This is a genomic window from Candidatus Pelagibacter sp. HIMB109 (assembly GCF_052048155.1).
In the GTDB taxonomy this organism is placed as follows: domain Bacteria; phylum Pseudomonadota; class Alphaproteobacteria; order Pelagibacterales; family Pelagibacteraceae; genus HIMB114.
Map to the genome: position 1 here is coordinate 19,417 of NZ_JBNAIK010000009.1, position 20,063 is coordinate 39,479.

A 20,063-nucleotide genomic window follows, 5' to 3' on the forward strand; every position below is an offset into this window, starting at 1 on the left:
ATGAGATGTGCTTTAAAAGATTTAAAGACGTTATCTTATAAAATCTCAAAAAAAGTAAAAATAGGTCACACAATTTATTTAAAGGGAAATTTAGGTACCGGAAAAACCACTCTGTCAAAGTTAATTATTAGTGAAATTTTTAAAAAAAATAAAAAAAAGTTACCCCAAGTAACCAGTCCAACTTTTAACATAGTCCAATACTACCCGGTCAAAAATAAACTAATTATAGCCCATTACGATTTATACCGACTTAAGAGTAAATTAGATCTAGAAAACATTGGTCTTTTTGAGTTAGAGGATAAGGTAATAAATATTATAGAATGGCCGGAATTAATTAAGAAAAAAAATATAAATCGTATAGAAATAAATTTAAAGCATACAAAATTAAAAAACGAACGTGACATTAAAATCAAATATTTTGGAAAAACTAAATAATGAAATTTATTTAGTTGCTGGTGATGCGTCACCAAGAAAGTTTTATCGTTTTAAAAATAAGAAAAAACAAATTTTAGTTTATTGCAAGAAGGATAAAAAAAATAATTTAGAAAATTATTCAAAGATAAATGAATTTTTAATTAGCAATAAAATTAAAGCACCTAAAACAATAAAAAAAAATGTAAAAAATAATTTTATTATTATTGAAGATTTAGGGAACGATTTAGTAAAAAATGTCATTAAAAAAAATAAAGTTAATCATTTTAAAAATGTAATTGATGAGCTTGTAAAATTACAAAAAATTAAACTAAAAAAAAATTTACCTAAATATTCTATGAAATTATTACATAAAGAAATGAATTTGTTTTATGAATGGTATTTACCAGAATTTTTTTCCAAGAAGAAAATAAGAGAAATTCAAAAAACAATAAATAATTGTTTTCTAAAGTTACTCAAAAAAACTACAAAATCTAATAAAGTTTTTGTTCATAGAGATTTTCATATCGAAAACTTAATTATTCATAATAAAAAAATTGCCTTTTTAGATACACAAGATGCTGTAATTGGTCATCCTGCTTATGACCTTATGTCTCTAGTAGATGATGTTAGGGCAAATATAAGTCAAAGTGATCAGTCCAAATTAATAAAATATTATTTTAAAAAAACAAAAAATAAACAAAATGATTTTCTATTCGATTTTCACATACTCTCAATTCAAAGGCTTTTAAAAATTTTGGGTATTTTTTTAAGATTGTATCGACGTGATCATAAAGAAAAATATTTAAAATATTTACCAAGAACTTGGTCCCTTTTAAAGTTAAGATTAAAGCATAATGAATTAAAAGAATTAAACTTGATATTCAAAAAATATTTTTCTAACAAAATTATCCGAAAAAAATGGAAATAAATAAAGCAATAATTTTATGCGCTGGTTTTGGTAAACGTGTTTTGCCACTAACCAATACAACTCCTAAACCTTTATTAACTATTAATAATATTCCACTAATTGAATATTCAATTAAGATTTTGAAAGAACTTGGTGTAAATGAGATTGCAGTTAATGTTCATCATTTAAAACAAAAAATTTCTAGCTATATAAATAAAAATCACCCTGATATTAAAGTTTTTGAAGAAGAAGTTATTTTAGATACAGGTGGCGCATTAGTAAATGCCAAGCATTTTTTATCCGACGATTATTTTCTTGTTCTAAATTCTGATACTGTTTGGCAAAAAAATTATATTTTAGATATGAAAATTTTAATTAAAAAAACTATACAAAAAAATTTTTTAGCAGGATTGCTTTTAGCAAGAAAAGGTAAGAGTTTTGACCCTAATTTAAATGCAGATTTTTCAATTGAAAATGACTTTTTAACAAATAAAAAAAATTATATTTATACAGGGTTTCAGATCTTAAACTCCTCATTATTAAAAAATAAAGAGGTAACGCCATTTTCAGTAAAAGAGATATGGGACCATTTAGTAGAAAAGAAGCAAATTACGGGGGAAGTTTTCGAGCAGACTTTTTATCATACAACAGATTTAGAAATTTATAATAAGCTAAAAAATAAGGATATTATTTTTTAACAATAAATTCTTTGGCGCGAGCTTTATCTAAATATCTATATTCTTTAAGATCTAAATTTCGATCAAATTGAATTTGAATTGGATTCCCAGTTGGTATCTCTAATTTAACAATCATTTCATCAGAAATTTCAAAAATTTTTTTGCATAATGCGCGCAAACTATTTCCATGGGCTGAGATTAAAATATTTTCAGATTTTTTTAGTAATGGTTCAATATTTTCTAAATAATAAGGCACAGTTCTATTATATGTATCTTTAAGTGACTCAGAATCTGGAATTAAATTTGGGTCAATACCCTTATAAATCTCAGAGTTTACAGGGTGAGCAGGGTCACTTCTATCTTGTGGAGGAGGAGGAATATCATAACTTCTTCTCCAGATCATAACTTGTTCCTTTCCGTGTTTTTTTGCAGTTTCTTCTTTATTCAGGCCTTGTAGACCTCCATAGTGCCTTTCGTTAAGTTGCCATGCTTTCGTGACGTGAGGAATATTAATCTCTGAAGATTTTAAAATTGTTTCAAAAGTTTTTATGGCTCTAGTTTGAAAAGAAGTAAAACCATAATTAAATTTAAGACCAAGTTCTTTTATAAGCAGACCAGCTTTATCAGCTTCTTCTAGACCTTTTTTTGTAAGATCAGCGTCGTACCAACCAGTGAATCTATTCTCTAAATTCCATTGACTTTGACCATGACGAATTAGAATAAGATTTATCATTAAATTGTTATTATGATAGATAATCAAAATGAGCAATTATAAATTGTTATACATTACTTGTGGATCAAAATTAGAAGCAAATAAAATTGGTAAATTTTTAGTTAAAAATAAACTGGCTGCATGTACTAATATTATCCCAAACATCCAATCAATTTTTAAATGGAATAATAAAGTTAAATCATCAAAGGAATATATTTTGATTGGAAAAACACAAAAAAAGAATATTAAAAAAATTATTAAGAGTGTTAAGAGTCAACATTCCTATGATTGTCCATGTATTCTTTTTTTCAATATCGATTCAGGAAGCAACACATTTTTAAAATGGATCTCAAAAAATTCTTAAATTTTTATAAATTTTTATTTTTAATATGGTTTTTGTTCATCTTAGTAGTGTCTATTTATCCTGGAAATTTAATAGGTTTAGTTTTAAAGGGTGACCCAACTACGTATCCAGGCGGTGATAAGCTAAGTCATTTTATTTCTTATTTTTTTTTAGGTTTATTGGCATTTTTATCTTTTGATAAAAATAGAAAATTCAAATCTATAGTTTTATTTTTAATTATATTTTCCGTACTAATGGAAGTATTGCATCTATATATCCCAAACCGTTTTTATGAAAATTTAGATTTAATCATGAACTTTTTGGGTTTAGCTGTTGGATTATTTTTATTTAAATTAAAAGATTTAAAAAAACTAATTTAAATTATTTTACTGTTTTAAGTTGCTTTTGTAGCTCAATTTCAACAGCATCTATTCTTTGAGTATTTCTTCCAATTAACAAGTAAATTGTAGGGATGACGTATAACGTAAAGAAAGTAGAAAAAATCATTCCTGAGAATATAACTACTCCAACCGTTAATCTGCTTGCTTCTCCAGGACCGGATCCAACAATAAGAGGAACAACTCCTGCAATTGTAGATAATGAAGTCATAAGAATTGGTCTTAGCCTTATTTTTGCAGCTTCTAAAATTGCTTTTTCAATATCCTTACCCTCAGCCCTCAACTGGTTAGCAAATTCAACAATAAGAATTCCATTTTTAGCAGCAAGACCTATCAAAATAATTAAACCTATCTGACTGTAGATATTTAATGAGCTACCAGCAACAAGGAGTCCAATGATGCCACCAAAGATTGCTAGTGGAACTGTCAGCATAATAGTTAGTGGATGTTTCCAGCTTTCAAATTGTGCCGCCATAGATAGATAAGCAGTTACTAATGCAAGAACAAAAATAAGGTAAATTCCAACGTTTGTTTTCTTATACTCTTCAGACTCTCCCTTGTAATCGACACGAACTTCTGCTGGGAGTTTTTCTTTTACAATATTATTTAAATATTCTAGTGCTTCTCCAATAGTATAATCACCCACTAATCGAGCTGAAATAGTTACTGCCTTTTGCCTTTGATATCTGCTTAAAAAAGGTGCTGCTGCACTTTCTGATATTTTTATTACATTTGATAGTGGTATTAGTTTTTTTGTAATATCTGATCTGACATAAACTTTATTTAAGTTTGATGGCTCTGTTCTGTCTTTCAAATCACCTTGTAAGACTATTGAATATTCTTTTCCATTATTTGTAAATTTTGTAACTTGCCTAGAGCCAAAAATAGTTTCCATTGTTCTTCCAATTTGTTCGATTGAAACTCCAAGATCTGCTGCTTTTTCATTATTAATTTCTACTTTTAACTCCGGTTTAGTTAATTCATAATCGTCACTTATATTTATAATTCTTCCATTTTTTCTGGCTTCTCTTTTTAAAATATTTTTCCATTCCTCAAGTTTTTCATAAGTGCTTCCTAATAAAACAAATTGAATAGGCTTTTCAACGCCGCCACCTCTAATTGATTGAGGCATAACAGGAAAAGCTCGTACACCTGGAACAGATGATATGATACCAAATGACTCTCTTAAAATTTGTTGTCCGCTTCGTTTTCTTTCTGCCCAATCTTCCAAAAGAACAATGATAAATGCTGAATTTAGCTGTTTACTTCTCTTTCCAAATCCAGGCACTCTTAATAACAATCTTCTAATTTCACCTTTTCCAACTTTTGGTAAAAATTTGCTCTCAATATCCAAAGCTTTTTCAGAGGTATAATTAAATCCAGAACCTTCAGGTGCTTGGATAATAACAAAAAACACTCCTCTATCTTCTTTAGGAAGCAATTCTTTTTTAGTAAAATTAAATAAAATAATAATACTGACTAGAATTGTTCCTAAAAAAACAAATATACTCTTTTTTCTTTTGAGCATGAAATGAAGTGTTTCCTCATAAAATTTTTGAAAAGCTTGCAAGTATTTTTCAAACTTTAAAATAAACTTAGGTTTTTTTTTGCTCGTTTTTAAAAACTTTGATCCAATCATTGGCGATAAACTTAAAGCTACAAAACTTGAAATAATGACTGCAAATGAAAGAGTTAAAGCCATTTCAGAAAATAGTTTACCAATTAAGCCTTTGATAAATACAAGAGGTAAAAATACTGATACTAAGACAACAGTAGTAGCAATGATTGCAAACGCAACTTGCTTTGATCCGCGATAAGCAGCGACTAATGCTGTTTCACCTTTTTCCAGTCTTCTTGAAATATTTTCACCCATCACAATGGCATCATCAACTACTATTCCAATAGCCAAAACGAGAGCCATTAGTGTAAATAAATTTAAAGTAAAACCAGCAAGATAAATTGCTAGAAAAGTTGAAATAAGCGCTACAGGTATTGCAACTGCTGGAATAATTACGCCGGTTATGTTTCCTAAAAACAGATAAATAATTAAAACAACTAATATAACGGCAATAAATAGTGTCTTATATACTTCGCCAATTGCTGCTTCTATGTATGTTGACCTATCAAATGATACCGTAAGTGTTGAGTCTTCAGGTAGGGAAGGTTCTATTTCTTTAATCTTTTTTTTAACTGCTCTAGCTACCTCAATAGTGTTTGCAGTTGATTGCTGATAGATACCAATACCGACAGTTTGATTTCCATTGCCTTTAAATAGTGTACTAGAATTTAAAGCGCCAAATTCTAATCTAGCAATATCACCCAGTTTAATTAATGATCCATCTCCAGCTCTTTTAAGTACAAGGTCTTTGTAATCTTGAAGTTTTTTGTAAGCTTTCTCAACTTTAATTACAAGATCTACATATTTAGACTCAATCTTACCTGCAGGGAATTCTACATTTTCTTTTTTAAGAATTGATTCAAGTTCTAAGACAGTAATATTTCTTGCAGCCATTGCAATTGGATCTAGCCAAACTCTTAAAGAAAATTCTCTTTCACCACCTAATCTAATATTTCCAACACCAGGAACGGTTGAGAATAAATCTTTTAAATATCGATCTGCATAATCTGTAAGTTCAAGATCTGACATGCTTGGACTTTGGAAAGCAAGCCACATCGTTGTAGTCCTAGCAGCAGACGATTTATAAATTTCTGGAGGCTCTGCGCCTTCAGGCAGATTATCAACTATTCTTGCAATTTTTTCTCTTACATCGTTTGCGGCAGTATCTAAATCAACATCTAAATCAAATTCTAAAGTAATAGATGATCGTCCATCTTCACTTGTTGAGTCAATCGTAACAATTCCTGGTGTTCCACCAATTCGATCTTCTATTTTTTGAGTAATTTGAGTATCAATAATCGTTGCTGATGCTCCTGTATAATCAGTTCTGATATTTACTTTTGCAGAGTCAACATCTGGCAATTCCCTTAAGGGAATTTTATTAAAAGTGACCAATCCAAAAATAACGAGCACAAGGCTCATCACTGTAGCCACGACTGGCCTTTTAATAGAAAGATCTGTCAAATACATAGAAGTTTATTTTACTTTTTTGTTTGATTTTTTAATTATAACTTTTGCTTTATTTCTAACTTTATTAGTTCCTTCAGCTACAATTTGATCACCAGCTTTTAATCCTGATAAAACTTCAACTTTACCAAAATTTCTCAGTCCAATTTTTATTTCATTTCTTTTAAGGATGTTATTTTCTATCAAATATACAAATTTATTATTTCCTTGGATCACAAGAGATTCTTCAGGAATAGATAAAGATTTTCTATCATTATAAATAACTTTTATATTAAGAAGAATTCCAGGAATCAGTTCAAGATTTGGATTAGAAACTTCTATTTGAGCAAGGATTGATCTTGAGGTTGGATCAACTCTTGAGCTAACAGTCTTAACCTCTCCTTCAAATACCTTGTTAAATGCATCTGTTGTAGCCTCAACTCTTAATCCGTTTTTAAGAATACCAACGTAGTTTTCAGGTAATTTAATATCTACTTTAAGTTTTGTACTATCATCTAATGTTGCAATAATAGAGTTGCTGTCACCAAGAATACCTGGAGTAATTTCTCTTTTTCCTAATCGGCCCTCAAATGGAGCGATAATATCTCTATCTCTAAGTGAAGCAATAATTGTGCCTTTTTTTACAAATTGCTGTTTATTAAAATCGATAGATTTTATTATGTTTTCTTTTTTTATCCTTATTGAAAAAGATTTGTTTGCTATAGCGGTACCAAATGTTTCAATACTTTGAAAAAAATTTGATTCTTTGACACTATAGGCAATTACACCTGATGGTTTGCCTCTTGCTTTTTTTATTGCTTTTTCAATCTTTGAATTAATAATTGTTCGCCCAATTATAATTGAAGCTATTATAAAAAAGAAAATTGATAGAAATATAATAATTTTTTTTTGGGTCTTCATTTGGCGGTATTTATCATTTCTAATTAAAAAAGATATTAGATAAAATTATGTAAATATTATGAATTTTTGAGATTATTTTTAGTGGCCCATTCAGTCCATGATCCATCAAAAACGTTATAATTATCGATATTATTTAGATTTTCATAAGCAGCTCCGACTACACAAGCGGCAACTCCAGAACCACAAGAAAAAACTAAAGAGTCTTTTTTCATAATATTTTTTTCTTTAAAAATTTTTTTAATTTCTTCTTTATTTTTAAAACAGCCTGTTTCAGCGTCAACAATTATATTAAATGGTATATTTAAACTATTTTCAATATTTCCACTTTGCAGATCTTTTCTAGGCTCAGGATCAGCACCATTAAATCGACCACTTGGTCTTGCATCCACTAATTTAAATTCTTTAGTTTGAGTATTTTTTTTGACATCTTCAAAGTCTTTAATTTTTGATCGATTTAATTGAGCTAAATAATTTGTTTTTATTTTTTTATTAGGTGCAGATGTTTCAATTTTTTTATTTTTAATTTTCCAAAATTTTAAACCTCCATCTAAGATTGATATTTTTTTATGTCCAAATTGTTTAAACATCCAGTACACTCTTGCAGAACTAAAAACTCCCAAAGAATCATATGTTATAATATGGTGCTCATTTAATACGCCAAGCTCACTTACCTTTTTAGAGAAGTAATCTTCTGTAGGCATCATATGAGGAAAAGGACTTTCTTGTTCGGATATTTCATCAATATCAAAGAAAATTGCTCCTGGTATTCTTTCTTTTTTAAATTCTTCTTTGCCTGATCTTTGAGTATTTGGTAGGTGCCAACTACAATCTAAAATAATTATATTTTCATTATTTAAATTATTTTCCAGCCAATCAACGTCAACTATATTCATGATTTTTTCAAATTAGCATGATACTAGATTTTTAATGATCAGTAAAAATCAATTAGGAATAATTTACATGATTTTAAGTGTAGTTTGCTTTTCATTAATGGATATTTCTGTAAAATTAATGTCCAATTCTTATCCTATTGGACAATTAATATTTTTTAGAGGCTTTTTAGGACTTATCCCTATCTTTTTTATTATTCCTCTTAATCGATACAAAAACCTTTTAGAAACATCTAAATTAAAATTACATATTGGTAGAGCCGTAGCAGGAACTTTTGCAATGGCGAATTTGTATTTAGGTCTTAAATTTTTACCAATAGCAGATGCAATTACTATCAGTTTTGCCGCTCCAATATTTGCAACAATTTTTTCGATTATTTTTTTAAGTGAGATTGTGAGATTTTATAGGTGGTTTGCGATTATTCTAGGAATCATTGGGGTGATTGTTGTTTTAAAGCCTGGTACTACGATGTTTAGTTATTATTCTTTTTTCCCTATTTTATTTTGTTTAGGATTTGCAACTATTTCAATATTAATAAAAAAACTATCCAAGACAGAACCAGACTATTTAATTTCGATGTTTTTTACGATTGCATTAATTTTAACAGGTTGCATCTCATACTTCTTTGGATGGAATGAAATAAAAACTGAAGATATCATTTATTTATTTGCGATTGGTATCTGTGGTTCAACAGGGAATATATTTCTAACGATGTCTATTAGAAAAGCCGATATATCTTTAGTAACTCCAGTTAAATATTTAAGTTTAATTTTTGCAATATTATCAGGAATATTTATTTTTGGAGAAAGTATTTCTTACTTAACATTATTGGGTGCTTTCTTGATTATTATCAGTACTGCAATAATTTTTAGAAGAGAAGCAATTAAAAAAGTTAAAACTACAATGGTAAGACAAGTTTAAATGACTAAACCAAAATATTGGGATCAGGGAAAAAAATATCTTTCAAAAAAAGATAAGATCTTGGGTAAATTAATAAAAAAATATAAAGGAAATTTAAAGACAAGAAGCGACCCTTTTTTCTCTTTATGCAAATCTATTGTTGGTCAGCAAATATCAGTTCAGGCTGCCTCATCAGTTTGGAAAAAATTAGAAACTAAAGCTAAAAAAATTCATCCAAAAAATATTTATAAGCTTACACCAAAACAATTAGCTTCTTGCGGCCTTTCAAGACAAAAAATTTCATACTTGAAAATCTTAGCTAAAAAATTTTTAAATAAAGAGCTTGATATTAAAAAGTTAAAAAAAATGAATGATCAAGACGCAATAAAATACCTTGTGCAGGTTAAAGGTATTGGAGTTTGGACTGCTGAAATGTTTTTATTTTTTAATCAAATGAGGCCAGATATTTTCCCTGTGCAAGATATTGGATTGCTCAGGGGGATATCAAATAATTATAAAACTAAATACCCGCCATCACCATCACAATTAAAAAAGTTCAAGGAAAGATGGAGCCCTTATTGCACAGTTGCAACATGGTATTTATGGAGAAGCATAGACCCTGAACCAGTTAGTTATTAAATTCTTTTGCTATTACTAAGTCTCTGTGAGTTGTCTCTTTAGCGTAAGACCATGCTTCTAAATATTCTTTTGAGTCATGACATTCATTAGCTTTTTCAAAACTTGGAAATTCCCATATGACAATTCTTTCAAACCCATTTCCTTCTAATACTTTGTGATCGCTTCCTCGAACTAGAGCTTTTCCGCCGTATGATTTGATTACAGGAGTAGCAGCTTCACCATATTTTTTTAAGTTATCCTGATTTTCAATTTTTTTATATAGTGCAATCCAATAGCCTTTCATTTACATCTCCTTAAAATTAATTAATAACTACTTATGGATAATAAATTAATTGTTAACTGGGATGAATACAACAAAACAGTAGAAAAGTTAGCAATACAAGTTCATGACTCTGGGTTTAAGGTCAATTTATTAATTGGCATAATGAGAGGCGGAGCTCCTATCATAGATGTATTAAGTAGAATTTTTAAAATTAAATGTGCATATATGGCCGTTGAGTCTTACTCAGGAGATGATATTGAAAATCAACAAGGTCAAATAATTTTTTCAAGAGAATTAAGTTCAACTGCCCATACTTTAGGTGGAAATATTTTATTATGTGATGACCTTTCAGATACTGGGGTTACTTTAAACAAAAGTATAGAGTGGTTACAAAATTACCGTCCAATGAGAGGAAATATTAAAGAAATTCGAACAGCTGTTTTATGGAAAAAATCTCAATCGTCTTTTGAACCTGATTACTGTGCTAATAGACTCAAAGATAGTCCTTGGATAGTTCAGCCTTTTGAAAAATACGAAGAAATTAGAATAGAAGATATAAAAAAAAACCACTAGGGTTTTTTTTACCCTAGTGGTTTATAAAATTTAAATTATTGCAAAGCTAATAAAACTTAAAACAGCCACAACCCATATTGCTGGATTGACTGTATTTGCTTTTCCACTTGCAATTTTAATTAATGCGTATGCAAGGAATGCCAATGCAATTCCATAGCTAATGCTATAAGTGAGAGGCATAGTAATCATTGCTAATACTGCAGGACCTGACTCAGATATATCATCCCATTCAATATCAGTGATATTTCTAACAAAAAGAATAGCAACATATACTAGTGCTGCACCATCAATTTGTTTTGGTAATGATGTTGCGAGTGGAGCAAAGAAAAGACATGCTAAAAACAGAACACCTATCACTAAAGATGTCATGCCTGTTTTTCCACCTGCCTTGATACCAGATCCAGATTCAATATAACTGGTTACTGTTGTTGTACCAAATAATGAACCTGCAACTGTTCCAACACTGTCAGACAACATTGCTTTATCAATATCTTTAACTTTTCCATTTGCATCAACTTTCCCCGCTACGTTTGCAACAGAGGTCAAAGTTCCTGCAGTATCAAAAAAGTCTACAAAAAATAATGTAAACACAACTGTTGCCATTCCAGCTGTTAGTCCGGCAGAAAGATCAAAAGTTAATAAGTGCGTCATTGGAGGAATTGATCCAACTACACCATTAAATTTTGATAAATCAGCAACCCATGCAATAATTGAAAACACAAGTATTCCAATAATAATATTTCCTTTTACTTTTAGTTTCTCAAGAACAATCATTGAAACAAATGCAAGACATGCAAGAATTACTATTGGGTCTTTTAGATTACCAAGCGTGACCAATGTCACCGGGTGATCAACGGTGATCCCCATAATTTCCATTCCAATAATTGCTAGGAACAATCCAATACCAGCACCGATTCCAAGCTTTAAGCTTTTTGGAATTGAATTAATTATCCATGCACGAATAGGCGTTAAAGATATTATTAAAAATAAAATTCCAGCAACAAATACCGCACCTAACGCTTGATCTGGTGAGTATCCCATTCCTTTACAAACACCATAAGCAATGAACGCATTTAGTCCCATTCCAGGAGCTAAACCAACAGGCCAGCTTTTTCCGTAAAAAGCCATAATAAAACAAGCAACTGCTGATGCTAAAATTGTAGCTGTATAAACACCTCCAAAATCAAAACCACCATCTTTAAGAATAACAGGGTTTAAAAACATAATGTAAGCCATGGTCAAAAAAGTTGTAACTCCAGCTATGACTTCCGTTCTTAAATCTGTATTATTTTTTTTAAATTCAAAATATTTTTCAAACATTTTTATCCTCCAAGAACTCCTATATTGTAATTTGATGTTTTTTTTAGTTTTTAAAATTTTAAATGTGGATTTTTTTTGTGTATCTATTGAAAAATTTCTAGAGTAGATTGTAAAAAACAGATGTTATCAAAAGAAAATCTAATAAATTATTTCAAACAGGGTGAAAAAAAATCTAGCGCTTTTAAAATTGGTACTGAACACGAAAAATTTCTCTTTGATATTAAAACAAAAAAACCAGTAGATTTTTCAGAAAATGGCATTGTTGGAATTTTTAATATTTTAAAAGAAAATCAGTGGACAGAGATAAAAGAAAAGGAAAATATAATTGGATTAAAAAAAGAAAATTTATCAATTACACTTGAACCTGGTTTACAAATAGAATTATCCGGGGCACCATGTGGTACAATTCATGACACCTGTAGAGAAGTTAATTTATATTTAAAAGAATTAAAACAAGCTTGTGCTAAACTTGGCCTTGGAATTATTGGAATAGGTTTTATCCCAAATGCTAAAATAAACGAAATTCATAAGCTTAAAAAAAAACGTTACTCCATCATGAGAGATTATATGCCAAAAGTTGGTACACTTGGCTTGGATATGATGCACAGAACAGCAGCCACACAGGTTAATTTTGATTTTTCGTCTGAGGATGATTTTAGAAAAAAAACTAAAGTTGCAAGTTGCCTTGTACCAGTTGCAGTATCATTATTTTCAAATTCACCAGTTCTAGAAGGAAAGTTAAATGGTTTTATTGGCTATCGTACAAATATTTGGCAACACACAGATGATAATAGATCTGGATTGATCCCATTTTTTTTTGATAAAGAAAACTCATATGAACAATATTGTGACTATGCATTAAATGTTCCGATGTATTTTGTGAATAGAAATGATGATGTCATAGATGTTTCAGGAAAAAACTTTAAAGATTTTGTAAATGGTAAATTAAAAGAGACAAACTATGAGGAAGCAAATCTAGACGACTGGGCCAACCATTTATCTACAATCTTTACAGAAGTAAGAGTTAAACAATATTTAGAAATAAGACCAGCAGACTCTTGTTCGTGGTCAGGAATTTGTTCTATCCCAGCTTTTTGGACAGGTATTTTGTATGATCAAAATATTTTAGACGAATGCTTTGAGATTTGTAAAGAATGGAAATTTAAAGATGTAAATCAAGCATATTTAGATGCTGGAAAAAAAGGTTTTGAAGCAGAGCTATATGGTAAACCGATTTTACAATATGCCAAATCATTTTTAGAATTATCACAAAAAGGTTTACAAAATAGAAAAAAGCTTAATTCTAATAATGATGACGAAAGCATCTTTTTAAAAGAACTTTTTGGCTTTATAGAAAATAAAAAAAATCTCTCAAATATATTAATCGAAGAATTTGAAAAAAAATATAAAAACAATCTAGATTTAATTTTTGATGAAAAAGCATTTTAAGATCGCGATTCAAATGGATCCTTTGGAAAAAATAAATCCAAAGGAAGATAGTACTTTTGTCATTGCTCAAGAAGCGCAAAGAAGAGGATATAAATTATTTCATTATTCACCAAAGGATATTTCTTTAAAAAATAACACCATTATTGCAAAGGGATGTTATTTTAAAATTATTAATCAAGGCAAAAAATTTTTTAAGAAACAAAAAAAAATTTCAATTAATTTAAACCAGTTCCATTGTGTTTTGGTCAGGCAAGATCCTCCATTTAATATGGAATATATAACCGCAACTTATTTTTTAGAAATGCTAAACCAAAAAGTTTTAGTAGTGAATAATCCAACTGAGATTAGGAATAATCCTGAAAAATTATCAATGTTTAATTTTAAAAATTTAATTCCTGACACATTAATTTCAGAAGATTTAAACGAAATTCAAAATTTTATTAAAAAATATAAATTTACTATTCTTAAACCTCTTTATGGTAATGGCGGAGAAGGTATTGAAAAAGTAACCAAAGGTTCATTAAAAAATAAAACAATTATCCAAAGGATGATTAAAAAATATAAAGGGGCAATTATTGCTCAAAAATTTATAAAAGAGATTAGTCAAGGCGATAGAAGAATTATACTGATAGATGGGGAATATGTGGGCTCAGTCGCAAGGATACCAAAAAAAGGAAGTATCAAAGCTAACTTTCATGCAGGCGGATCTGCACAAAGATCAGGATTAGTTTTTAAAGATAGGAAAATTTGTTCAAAGCTAAAACCGTATTTGAAGAAAAAAGGTCTTTTTTTTACAGGTATAGATGCCATTGGAAATTATTTAACAGAAATAAATGTCACTTCACCAACCGGGATGCAAGAAATTAACCGGCTAAATAATACAAGATTAGAAAAAATATTTTGGGATAAATTAGAAAAGAAAATTAAGAAATAGTCTAGAGGCGACTAATGTCGCCTCTACCTATATTATTTATTGTATTTCAATTTGTCTTGGCTTTTTAGCTTCTGGAATAATTCTTTCCAAAGAAACTTTTAAAAGACCATCTTTTAGTTCAGCGCCTTTCACTTCAGTGTCATCAGCAATTGTAAAAGATTTACTAAAGTATCTTTTAGAAATACCTTGATGAATAACATTACCGTTTTCATCTTTAGTTTCTGAACTATCTTTTTTAACAGATTTGATTGTTAAAAGGTTATCAGCATATTCGATGGCGATATCCTTTTTATTATAACCTGCTAATGCTACTTCAACATTGTATTGGTTTTCACCAGTTTTTACGATGTTGTATGGCGGATAGTTTACTGAAGGTGTCTTAAAAAAATCATCTTCAAACATTTTTTCAAAATGATCGAAAATATTATCATAACCTACAGTAACAGGTCTTAGTTGATTAAATATAGATAAAGCATTACTCATTTTTTTCCTCCTTTGTTAAGCAAGTACTTTTTTTATAGGCCCTAACATTAAGCGACCTATAAATATTATATGGGAATGATTTTTATTTTTTCAAGATGCGGTTTTATTAGAAATTTTTAAAGCAAAAATATATGCAAGTGCAACTTCATTTAAATAATCATATCTTCCACTTGCGCCACTATGACCTGCATCCATATTCATATCTAACATAATTAAATTCTTATCTGTTTTATATTCTCTCAACTTTGCAATCCATTTTGTCATTTCCCAATAGGTTACTCTTGGATCAGTAATCCCTCCGGTAATGAGCATGTTAGGATAGTTTTGTTTTTTAACATTATCATAAGGCGAATAACTTTTTATATATTGATAAGCTTGTTTATTATTTTTTAAATCACCCCACTCAGGAATTTCTGTTACTGTTAAAGGCAGATCTTCATCAAGCATGGTATTGCAAATATCTACAAATGGAACTTGAGCTATTATACCTAGAAAAAGATCAGGTCTTTCATTAGAAATATAACCCATCAATAAGCCACCTGCTGAACCACCTTGCGCAATAATTTTTCCTTTCGAAGTATATTGGTTGTCACAAAGATATTCTGCACAGGATATAAAATCTAAGAATGTATTTTTTTTATTCATTAACTTGCCATTCTCGTACCATTCTTGACCTTTTTCGCGCCCTCCTCTGATATGAGCGATAGCATAAATAAAACCTCTATCGATTAGAGAAAATCTATTTGAAGAAAAACTATCCGGAATAGTAATTCCGTAGCTTCCATATCCATACAAAAGTAATGGCGCTTCACCATTTAAAGGCGTGTTTTTATGGTAAAAAATAGTAAGAGGAATTTGTTCCTTATCATGAGAATCTACTAATACTCTTTTGCAGATATAGTTATTTTTTTCATACCCCGATGGAATTTCTTGAGTTTTTCTAAGAATTTTTTTCTTTTCTCTACAGTTATAATCATAGACTGTTCCTGGTGTAATTGGTGAGCTATAAGAAATTCTAATTAAATCTGTATCAAACTCATATTGCCCAGAAAGGGAAAGTTCGTAAGTTTCATCATCAAATTTAATTAAGTGTTCTTCTGAATTTTCTAAATTTTTAATTAAAATTTGATTTAGACCATCTACTCTTTGAAACAAGATGAACCATTTTTTAAGAACTGTGAAATCAAGCAATAAATGGTTAGGATTATATTTAACATAGTCTTTCCAATCATTAATATTTCTAGGCTCTGCGGTTGAGACTTTAAAGTTTTTACATCCATCAAGGTTATTAAGAATATAAAAAATATCATTTGCATGATCAATCTCATATTCTTCTCTATCTGTTCTTTTCTTAAAGCATTGAATGTTTTTATAATCATTGATTTGACTAAACCAATATTCAGAGGTTTGGTGATCACCTGTTCTTATTAGAAGATAATCTCTGCTTTGGCTTAATGAAGGATAGCAAAAATATGCTGCATCTTTTTCTTCATAAATCAATTCATCATTCGCAGGGTTTGAACCTATTTCATGAGCAAAAATTTTGTTTGGTCGGTGATTAGTATCTAAAACAGTGTAAAAAATTATTTTATTATTTGGGTGCCAAATAATTTCACCAGTTGTGTTTTCAATTTTTTTGGTGATAATTTTTTGCGTTAAAATTTCTTCTACAGTTAGATCATAATGTTCGCTTCCATTTATATCTACATTATAGGCTAAGTATTTATGGTCATGACTATGACTGACAGAACTTAGATTAAAGAATTTAAAATCTTTTGATTTTTGATTTGCATCTAAGATAATTTCTTCTTTATTATCTAGATTATTTATTCTTAAAAATTGAGGATACTCAGCATCTTCTAAATATTTGTTATAATAACTAAATTTTCCGTCTTTAACAGGAACAGATGAGTCTTTATCTTTTATTCTTCCTTTAAGTTCATTAAAAATTTTTTTTTTTAGATCCGTTAAATCTTTAAGTTGCTCAGATTTATAGTTATTTTCATCTTCAATATATTTTAAAACTTCTTTATTTAATTTTGATGGATTTTTTAGAACAGTTTGCCAATCTTGTTGCTTAATCCAGGCATAATCATCAACCAGTTCTTCACCGTGAATATTTATCACCTTTTTTTCTTTTCTTAATTTGGGTACTAATTTCATAAATGAATCTTATTGTTTTAAGCTTAATAATATTTCTTATCTTATATGGTGTCCTTTGGCTAATTTCCAATATGGATAAAAAAACATTTTCTGGAATGTTTAAATTTGGGATTATAATTCTTTCAGTTACTGCAATTATTTTATTATTTTTAGCTGGTAGGTATTTACTTTCACTACCTTTCTTTGCTGTTATAGGAACTGCACTCAAAAGAAGTATGTTTAACTTTGTTAATATTATTTATCTTTATCGTTTTATCTCTGCAATTTTAAAAGTTAGAAGAATGAGATCAAATGGAACATTTACCTCTTCAATAAGCGAAGTGAATGATGCTTACAAAATCTTAGGGTTAGAGAGAAATTGCTCAAGACAAGAGATAATTAATGCTCACAAAACTAAAATAAAAGAGGCGCATCCAGACAAGGCAGGAGATAATGAATTAGCTAGTAAAATTAACCGCGCAAGAGATATACTTTTAGAAATACACAAATGAAAACACTAAAAATTTTAATTGGAGTTTTGGATTATTTTTTTGTTAAAAACAAAATTATAGGTTTTATTCTTGTTTTACCTATAATTATTATTATTAGTCTGGCGCTATATCTAATATGAGATTTTTTATTATTTTAATCACTTTAATTGTAGGCGGAATTTATTTTTTTGCAGAATTTAAAGCTGATGAAATTGCAAAAAATATCATAGAAAGTGAAGCAACCAAGGCAGCCGAGAGGGAAGTCAAAATAGACAATTTAAAAATAGATTTTTTAAAAGAACAAGTAACTTTAAAAAATATTACTATCAAAAATAACGACAGGTTTCCTGGTGATCTATTAAAGATCAAAGATGTTAAAATAATTACTAATTTAAAATCTGTCATTAGTGATACTGTAGAAATTAAACTAGTCAATTTAAATGGGATTAATTTCCAATACAAAGTTTTGATAAGAAATGGTCAAATTGTAGATAACCTCTCTTTAATCAACCAGGCATTAAAGCAAGAAAGAAGTGGTCAGGGGAAAAGCAGTAAGAATGATAAAATTTATCCTGCAAAAGAGAAAGATAAAAATTTTCTTATAAAGAAATTAGTTTTTAAAAATGCATATGCACAAGTGATTTCAGAAGATTTGAAGATTAATACGAATACAAGATTAAGCAATATGGAGTTTTTAAATGTTGGTAATACTAAAAATGCTAATCATTTTAAAGATGTTGTAGCTATGATTTTAACAAATGTTGTCTCTAAGGTTCAAAACGATGTTCTTAAACAAAAAATAAAACAAAAATTTGAAAGTAAACTAAAAGATATTTTAAATAAAAATATTTTAGGAGGTCAAGGAGCTCCAAATCAAAAAGGAGATAAGAAAAATATTTTAAATGATCTTTTAAAAGGAAACAAAGATGATTTATTAAAAAAATTTGATAAACTTCTTAAATGAAGATAACAAGCTATAATGAAAATCAAAAAAAATAAATTTAAAGAACACATTTTAAAAAAAAATAAGCAAATTGGAATTTGGAGTTGCTTAACAAATAATACTATTGCTGAAATTATCTCTGTTACTGGTTTTGATTGGTCTGTAATTGATATGGAACATTCACCAAATGACATTCAAGAGGTGTTAACTCAACTCCAAGTTATGGAAGGATATGACACTGAGCCTGTTGTAAGAGTCCCGTGGAACGAGCCTATTATGGTTAAAAGAATTCTTGATATGGGCGCTCAAACTATTCTTTATCCATTTGTGCAAAATGTTAAGGAAGCAAAAGCTGCTGTTGAGGCTACAAGATATCCACCAAAAGGAATAAGAGGGATAATGTCAGCAGCTCGGATGAATCGATATGGTCATGTTGAAAATTATTATCTGGAGGCAGAAAAAGAAATCTGTGTTTTAATTCAATGCGAAACGAAAGAAGCAATAAAAAATATTCCTGAAATTGCAAAAGTTGATGGAATAGATGGGATTTTTATTGGACCAAGTGATTTATCTGGTTCAATAGGAAAAATCGGCCAATTTGAAGACCAAGAAGTTCAGGATCTTATTTACGAAGGTTTAGAACTAGCTACTAAAGGTGGAAAACCTGCCGGTATATTAACTGGAAAAAAAGATTATGCTAAAAAATACGTTGAAGCTGGATACACTTTTGTAGCAATCAATAGTGATACTAATCTTTTTGCTAGAAGCGCAGAAAATTTATTAAAAGAATTTAAATAATTCATGCAAATTAAAATGTTTTCCGACACCATTTGTGGTTGGTGTTATATTGGTAAAGAGAGATTAAACCAAGCAATAGAACAACTTAATTTATCACAGTCTATTGTTATGAATTTGCCTTTTCAATTAAATCCATCAATGCCAAAGGATGGAATGGATCGTATTGATTATATTAATTCAAAATTTGGAAGTATTGAAAATGCAAAACCTATGTATGACAATATGATTATGCAAGGTGAGCAAGAAAATCTACAAATTAAGTTAGACAAAATACAAAGAACTCCAAATACAGTTAAATCACATTTATTAGTAGATTTTGCTAGAAGGTATAAAGTTGAAAACGATGTTATTACTGATTTGTTCGAAAATTATTTTGCCAAAGCAAAAGATATAGGCGATGAGGAAATTTTAGTGTCTATTGCAAAAAAAAATAAATTGCCCGTTGATAAAGTTAAAGAATATTTAAACAAAGAAGAGAATGTTAAAAAGATTAGTAAAATGGATGATGTAGCAAAAGAAATGGGAATTACAGGTGTTCCATTTTATGTTTTTAATGATCAATTATCTATTTCTGGAGCACAATCAGTTGATCATTTAATTGAAGCAATAAAAAAATCTAATGGCTAAAAAGAATAAAAAGAAAAAAATTAAAAAAAGAAAAACGAAGGTTAAAAAAAAACCATCGAAAATCAGAAAGAAAAAAAATTTTAAAAAGAAAAAAAAATCCTCAAAATCAAGCTTAAAAACAAAAAAGAAACTAAAAAAAAATAAACTTAAAAAGCAAAAAAAGTTTAAAAAAATA

General features: G+C 28.9%; 23 protein-coding genes. 15 read left to right on the forward strand and 8 right to left on the reverse strand.

Annotation, left to right across the window (positions count from 1 at the left end; translation table 11 throughout):
• Genes tsaE through ACTTAQ_RS05610 form a run of 3 tightly spaced genes read left to right on the forward strand, consistent with a single transcriptional unit; the run spans position 1 to position 2,019 of the window.
• On the forward strand, positions 1-435 hold the full coding sequence (gene tsaE / locus ACTTAQ_RS05600) for a tRNA (adenosine(37)-N6)-threonylcarbamoyltransferase complex ATPase subunit type 1 TsaE (protein WP_440696317.1): 435 nt from the start codon (positions 1-3) through the stop codon (positions 433-435).
• Complete coding sequence (locus ACTTAQ_RS05605; RefSeq protein WP_440696319.1) at positions 398-1,342, forward strand: aminoglycoside phosphotransferase family protein; 945 nt, start codon at positions 398-400, stop codon at positions 1,340-1,342. The genes tsaE and ACTTAQ_RS05605 overlap by 38 nt, the downstream gene beginning before the upstream one ends.
• Positions 1,333-2,019 carry a nucleotidyltransferase family protein gene (locus ACTTAQ_RS05610; protein WP_440696321.1) on the forward strand — a complete coding sequence of 229 codons (687 nt, stop codon included), beginning with the start codon at positions 1,333-1,335 and terminating at the stop codon, positions 2,017-2,019. The genes ACTTAQ_RS05605 and ACTTAQ_RS05610 overlap by 10 nt, the downstream gene beginning before the upstream one ends.
• Here ACTTAQ_RS05610 and gpmA read toward each other — a convergent pair.
• Positions 2,009-2,731, reverse strand: a complete 723-nt coding sequence (gpmA, locus tag ACTTAQ_RS05615; protein WP_440696323.1) for a 2,3-diphosphoglycerate-dependent phosphoglycerate mutase — start codon at positions 2,729-2,731, stop codon at positions 2,009-2,011. The two genes, ACTTAQ_RS05610 and gpmA, sit on opposite strands and share 11 nt — an antisense overlap.
• 28 nt (positions 2,732-2,759) lie before the next feature.
• Here gpmA and cutA point away from each other — a divergent pair, with 28 nt between their 5' ends.
• Together cutA and ACTTAQ_RS05625 are read left to right on the forward strand one after the other, a co-directional pair.
• Positions 2,760-3,074, forward strand: a complete 315-nt coding sequence (cutA, locus tag ACTTAQ_RS05620; RefSeq protein ID WP_440696325.1) for a divalent-cation tolerance protein CutA — start codon at positions 2,760-2,762, stop codon at positions 3,072-3,074.
• Positions 3,053-3,433, forward strand: coding sequence for a VanZ family protein (locus ACTTAQ_RS05625; RefSeq protein WP_440696327.1), 381 nt, complete (start codon positions 3,053-3,055; stop codon positions 3,431-3,433). The genes cutA and ACTTAQ_RS05625 overlap by 22 nt, the downstream gene beginning before the upstream one ends.
• Position 3,434: 1 nt before the next feature.
• Here ACTTAQ_RS05625 and ACTTAQ_RS05630 read toward each other — a convergent pair whose 3' ends face one another.
• From ACTTAQ_RS05630 to ACTTAQ_RS05640, 3 genes are read right to left on the reverse strand one after another with little or no spacing between them, the layout of a single operon-like run.
• The gene (locus tag ACTTAQ_RS05630) at positions 3,435-6,539 is read right to left on the reverse strand and encodes an efflux RND transporter permease subunit (protein WP_440696329.1); all 3,105 of its coding nucleotides are present in this window, start codon (positions 6,537-6,539) and stop codon (positions 3,435-3,437) included.
• A gap of 6 nt (positions 6,540-6,545) precedes the next feature.
• Positions 6,546-7,436: an efflux RND transporter periplasmic adaptor subunit gene (locus ACTTAQ_RS05635; protein WP_440696331.1), complete on the reverse strand. Its 891-nt coding sequence runs from the start codon at positions 7,434-7,436 to the stop codon at positions 6,546-6,548.
• 56 nt (positions 7,437-7,492) lie between these two features.
• Positions 7,493-8,329: a rhodanese-like domain-containing protein gene (locus tag ACTTAQ_RS05640; RefSeq protein WP_440696333.1), complete on the reverse strand. Its 837-nt coding sequence runs from the start codon at positions 8,327-8,329 to the stop codon at positions 7,493-7,495.
• 34 nt (positions 8,330-8,363) lie between these two features.
• Between ACTTAQ_RS05640 and ACTTAQ_RS05645 the strand changes: the two genes are divergently transcribed.
• Positions 8,364-9,248 (forward strand): DMT family transporter, encoded by an 885-nt coding sequence (locus tag ACTTAQ_RS05645; protein ID WP_440696335.1) that lies wholly within the window; start codon positions 8,364-8,366, stop codon positions 9,246-9,248.
• Complete coding sequence (locus tag ACTTAQ_RS05650; RefSeq protein ID WP_009373001.1) at positions 9,249-9,866, forward strand: DNA-3-methyladenine glycosylase family protein; 618 nt, start codon at positions 9,249-9,251, stop codon at positions 9,864-9,866.
• Here the strand turns inward: ACTTAQ_RS05650 and ACTTAQ_RS05655 are convergent.
• On the reverse strand, positions 9,856-10,149 hold the full coding sequence (locus ACTTAQ_RS05655) for a DUF1330 domain-containing protein (RefSeq protein WP_009373000.1): 294 nt from the start codon (positions 10,147-10,149) through the stop codon (positions 9,856-9,858). The genes ACTTAQ_RS05650 and ACTTAQ_RS05655 overlap by 11 nt on opposite strands.
• A gap of 33 nt (positions 10,150-10,182) precedes the next feature.
• Between ACTTAQ_RS05655 and ACTTAQ_RS05660 the strand changes: the two genes are divergently transcribed.
• The gene (locus tag ACTTAQ_RS05660) at positions 10,183-10,701 is read left to right on the forward strand and encodes a phosphoribosyltransferase (RefSeq protein ID WP_440696337.1); all 519 of its coding nucleotides are present in this window, start codon (positions 10,183-10,185) and stop codon (positions 10,699-10,701) included.
• A 30-nt stretch (positions 10,702-10,731) separates the two neighbouring features.
• Here ACTTAQ_RS05660 and ACTTAQ_RS05665 read toward each other — a convergent pair whose 3' ends face one another.
• Positions 10,732-12,021, reverse strand: coding sequence for an NCS2 family permease (locus tag ACTTAQ_RS05665; protein WP_440696339.1), 1,290 nt, complete (start codon positions 12,019-12,021; stop codon positions 10,732-10,734).
• A 120-nt stretch (positions 12,022-12,141) separates the two neighbouring features.
• On the opposite strand from ACTTAQ_RS05665, the gene ACTTAQ_RS05670 reads away from it, so the two are divergent.
• Both ACTTAQ_RS05670 and gshB read left to right on the forward strand, forming a co-directional pair.
• Entirely contained in the window at positions 12,142-13,470 is a 1,329-nt protein-coding gene (locus ACTTAQ_RS05670) for a glutamate--cysteine ligase (RefSeq protein ID WP_440696341.1), read from the forward strand.
• Positions 13,454-14,404: a glutathione synthase gene (gene gshB, locus ACTTAQ_RS05675; protein WP_440696343.1), complete on the forward strand. Its 951-nt coding sequence runs from the start codon at positions 13,454-13,456 to the stop codon at positions 14,402-14,404. The genes ACTTAQ_RS05670 and gshB overlap by 17 nt, the downstream gene beginning before the upstream one ends.
• 36 nt (positions 14,405-14,440) lie before the next feature.
• Here the strand turns inward: gshB and ACTTAQ_RS05680 are convergent, their stop codons facing one another.
• The gene (locus ACTTAQ_RS05680; RefSeq protein WP_009372995.1) at positions 14,441-14,887 is read right to left on the reverse strand and encodes an Hsp20 family protein; all 447 of its coding nucleotides are present in this window, start codon (positions 14,885-14,887) and stop codon (positions 14,441-14,443) included.
• Positions 14,888-14,977: 90 nt separating this feature from the next.
• The gene (locus tag ACTTAQ_RS05685; protein ID WP_440696345.1) at positions 14,978-17,050 is read right to left on the reverse strand and encodes a S9 family peptidase; all 2,073 of its coding nucleotides are present in this window, start codon (positions 17,048-17,050) and stop codon (positions 14,978-14,980) included.
• A 71-nt stretch (positions 17,051-17,121) separates the two neighbouring features.
• Here ACTTAQ_RS05685 and ACTTAQ_RS05690 point away from each other — a divergent pair, with 71 nt between their 5' ends.
• The 5 genes from ACTTAQ_RS05690 to ACTTAQ_RS05710 form a co-directional block, all read left to right on the forward strand.
• Positions 17,122-17,541: a J domain-containing protein gene (locus ACTTAQ_RS05690; protein WP_440679578.1), complete on the forward strand. Its 420-nt coding sequence runs from the start codon at positions 17,122-17,124 to the stop codon at positions 17,539-17,541.
• Between the two features lie 115 nt (positions 17,542-17,656).
• Positions 17,657-18,484: a hypothetical protein gene (locus ACTTAQ_RS05695; protein ID WP_440696347.1), complete on the forward strand. Its 828-nt coding sequence runs from the start codon at positions 17,657-17,659 to the stop codon at positions 18,482-18,484.
• A 15-nt stretch (positions 18,485-18,499) separates the two neighbouring features.
• Positions 18,500-19,261, forward strand: coding sequence for an HpcH/HpaI aldolase family protein (locus ACTTAQ_RS05700; RefSeq protein ID WP_440696349.1), 762 nt, complete (start codon positions 18,500-18,502; stop codon positions 19,259-19,261).
• A gap of 3 nt (positions 19,262-19,264) precedes the next feature.
• Positions 19,265-19,888 carry a DsbA family oxidoreductase gene (locus tag ACTTAQ_RS05705; protein WP_440696351.1) on the forward strand — a complete coding sequence of 208 codons (624 nt, stop codon included), beginning with the start codon at positions 19,265-19,267 and terminating at the stop codon, positions 19,886-19,888.
• The coding region (locus ACTTAQ_RS05710) for a hypothetical protein (RefSeq protein ID WP_440696353.1) at positions 19,881-20,063 on the forward strand (183 nt) is incomplete at its 3' end. The genes ACTTAQ_RS05705 and ACTTAQ_RS05710, both read left to right, overlap by 8 nt.

What these genes read in the sequence shown, in the direction of transcription:
- ACTTAQ_RS05665 (WP_440696339.1), bottom strand. Translation starts at nt 12,021, where the DNA reads ATGTTTGAAAAATATTTTGAATTTAAAAAAAATAATACAGATTTAAGA.
- ACTTAQ_RS05680 (WP_009372995.1), bottom strand. Translation starts at nt 14,887, where the DNA reads ATGAGTAATGCTTTATCTATATTTAATCAACTAAGACCTGTTACTGTA.
- gpmA (WP_440696323.1), bottom strand. Translation starts at nt 2,731, where the DNA reads ATGATAAATCTTATTCTAATTCGTCATGGTCAAAGTCAATGGAATTTA.
- ACTTAQ_RS05630 (WP_440696329.1), bottom strand. Translation starts at nt 6,539, where the DNA reads ATGTATTTGACAGATCTTTCTATTAAAAGGCCAGTCGTGGCTACAGTG.
- ACTTAQ_RS05655 (WP_009373000.1), bottom strand. Translation starts at nt 10,149, where the DNA reads ATGAAAGGCTATTGGATTGCACTATATAAAAAAATTGAAAATCAGGAT.
- ACTTAQ_RS05610 (WP_440696321.1), top strand. Translation starts at nt 1,333, where the DNA reads ATGGAAATAAATAAAGCAATAATTTTATGCGCTGGTTTTGGTAAACGT.
- ACTTAQ_RS05635 (WP_440696331.1), bottom strand. Translation starts at nt 7,436, where the DNA reads ATGAAGACCCAAAAAAAAATTATTATATTTCTATCAATTTTCTTTTTT.
- ACTTAQ_RS05690 (WP_440679578.1), top strand. Translation starts at nt 17,122, where the DNA reads ATGGATAAAAAAACATTTTCTGGAATGTTTAAATTTGGGATTATAATT.
- ACTTAQ_RS05660 (WP_440696337.1), top strand. Translation starts at nt 10,183, where the DNA reads ATGGATAATAAATTAATTGTTAACTGGGATGAATACAACAAAACAGTA.
- ACTTAQ_RS05640 (WP_440696333.1), bottom strand. Translation starts at nt 8,329, where the DNA reads ATGAATATAGTTGACGTTGATTGGCTGGAAAATAATTTAAATAATGAA.
- ACTTAQ_RS05695 (WP_440696347.1), top strand. Translation starts at nt 17,657, where the DNA reads ATGAGATTTTTTATTATTTTAATCACTTTAATTGTAGGCGGAATTTAT.
- gshB (WP_440696343.1), top strand. Translation starts at nt 13,454, where the DNA reads ATGAAAAAGCATTTTAAGATCGCGATTCAAATGGATCCTTTGGAAAAA.
- ACTTAQ_RS05700 (WP_440696349.1), top strand. Translation starts at nt 18,500, where the DNA reads ATGAAAATCAAAAAAAATAAATTTAAAGAACACATTTTAAAAAAAAAT.
- ACTTAQ_RS05685 (WP_440696345.1), bottom strand. Translation starts at nt 17,050, where the DNA reads ATGAAATTAGTACCCAAATTAAGAAAAGAAAAAAAGGTGATAAATATT.
- ACTTAQ_RS05645 (WP_440696335.1), top strand. Translation starts at nt 8,364, where the DNA reads ATGATCAGTAAAAATCAATTAGGAATAATTTACATGATTTTAAGTGTA.
- ACTTAQ_RS05670 (WP_440696341.1), top strand. Translation starts at nt 12,142, where the DNA reads ATGTTATCAAAAGAAAATCTAATAAATTATTTCAAACAGGGTGAAAAA.
- ACTTAQ_RS05705 (WP_440696351.1), top strand. Translation starts at nt 19,265, where the DNA reads ATGCAAATTAAAATGTTTTCCGACACCATTTGTGGTTGGTGTTATATT.
- tsaE (WP_440696317.1), top strand. Translation starts at nt 1, where the DNA reads ATGAGATGTGCTTTAAAAGATTTAAAGACGTTATCTTATAAAATCTCA.
- cutA (WP_440696325.1), top strand. Translation starts at nt 2,760, where the DNA reads ATGAGCAATTATAAATTGTTATACATTACTTGTGGATCAAAATTAGAA.
- ACTTAQ_RS05625 (WP_440696327.1), top strand. Translation starts at nt 3,053, where the DNA reads ATGGATCTCAAAAAATTCTTAAATTTTTATAAATTTTTATTTTTAATA.
- ACTTAQ_RS05650 (WP_009373001.1), top strand. Translation starts at nt 9,249, where the DNA reads ATGACTAAACCAAAATATTGGGATCAGGGAAAAAAATATCTTTCAAAA.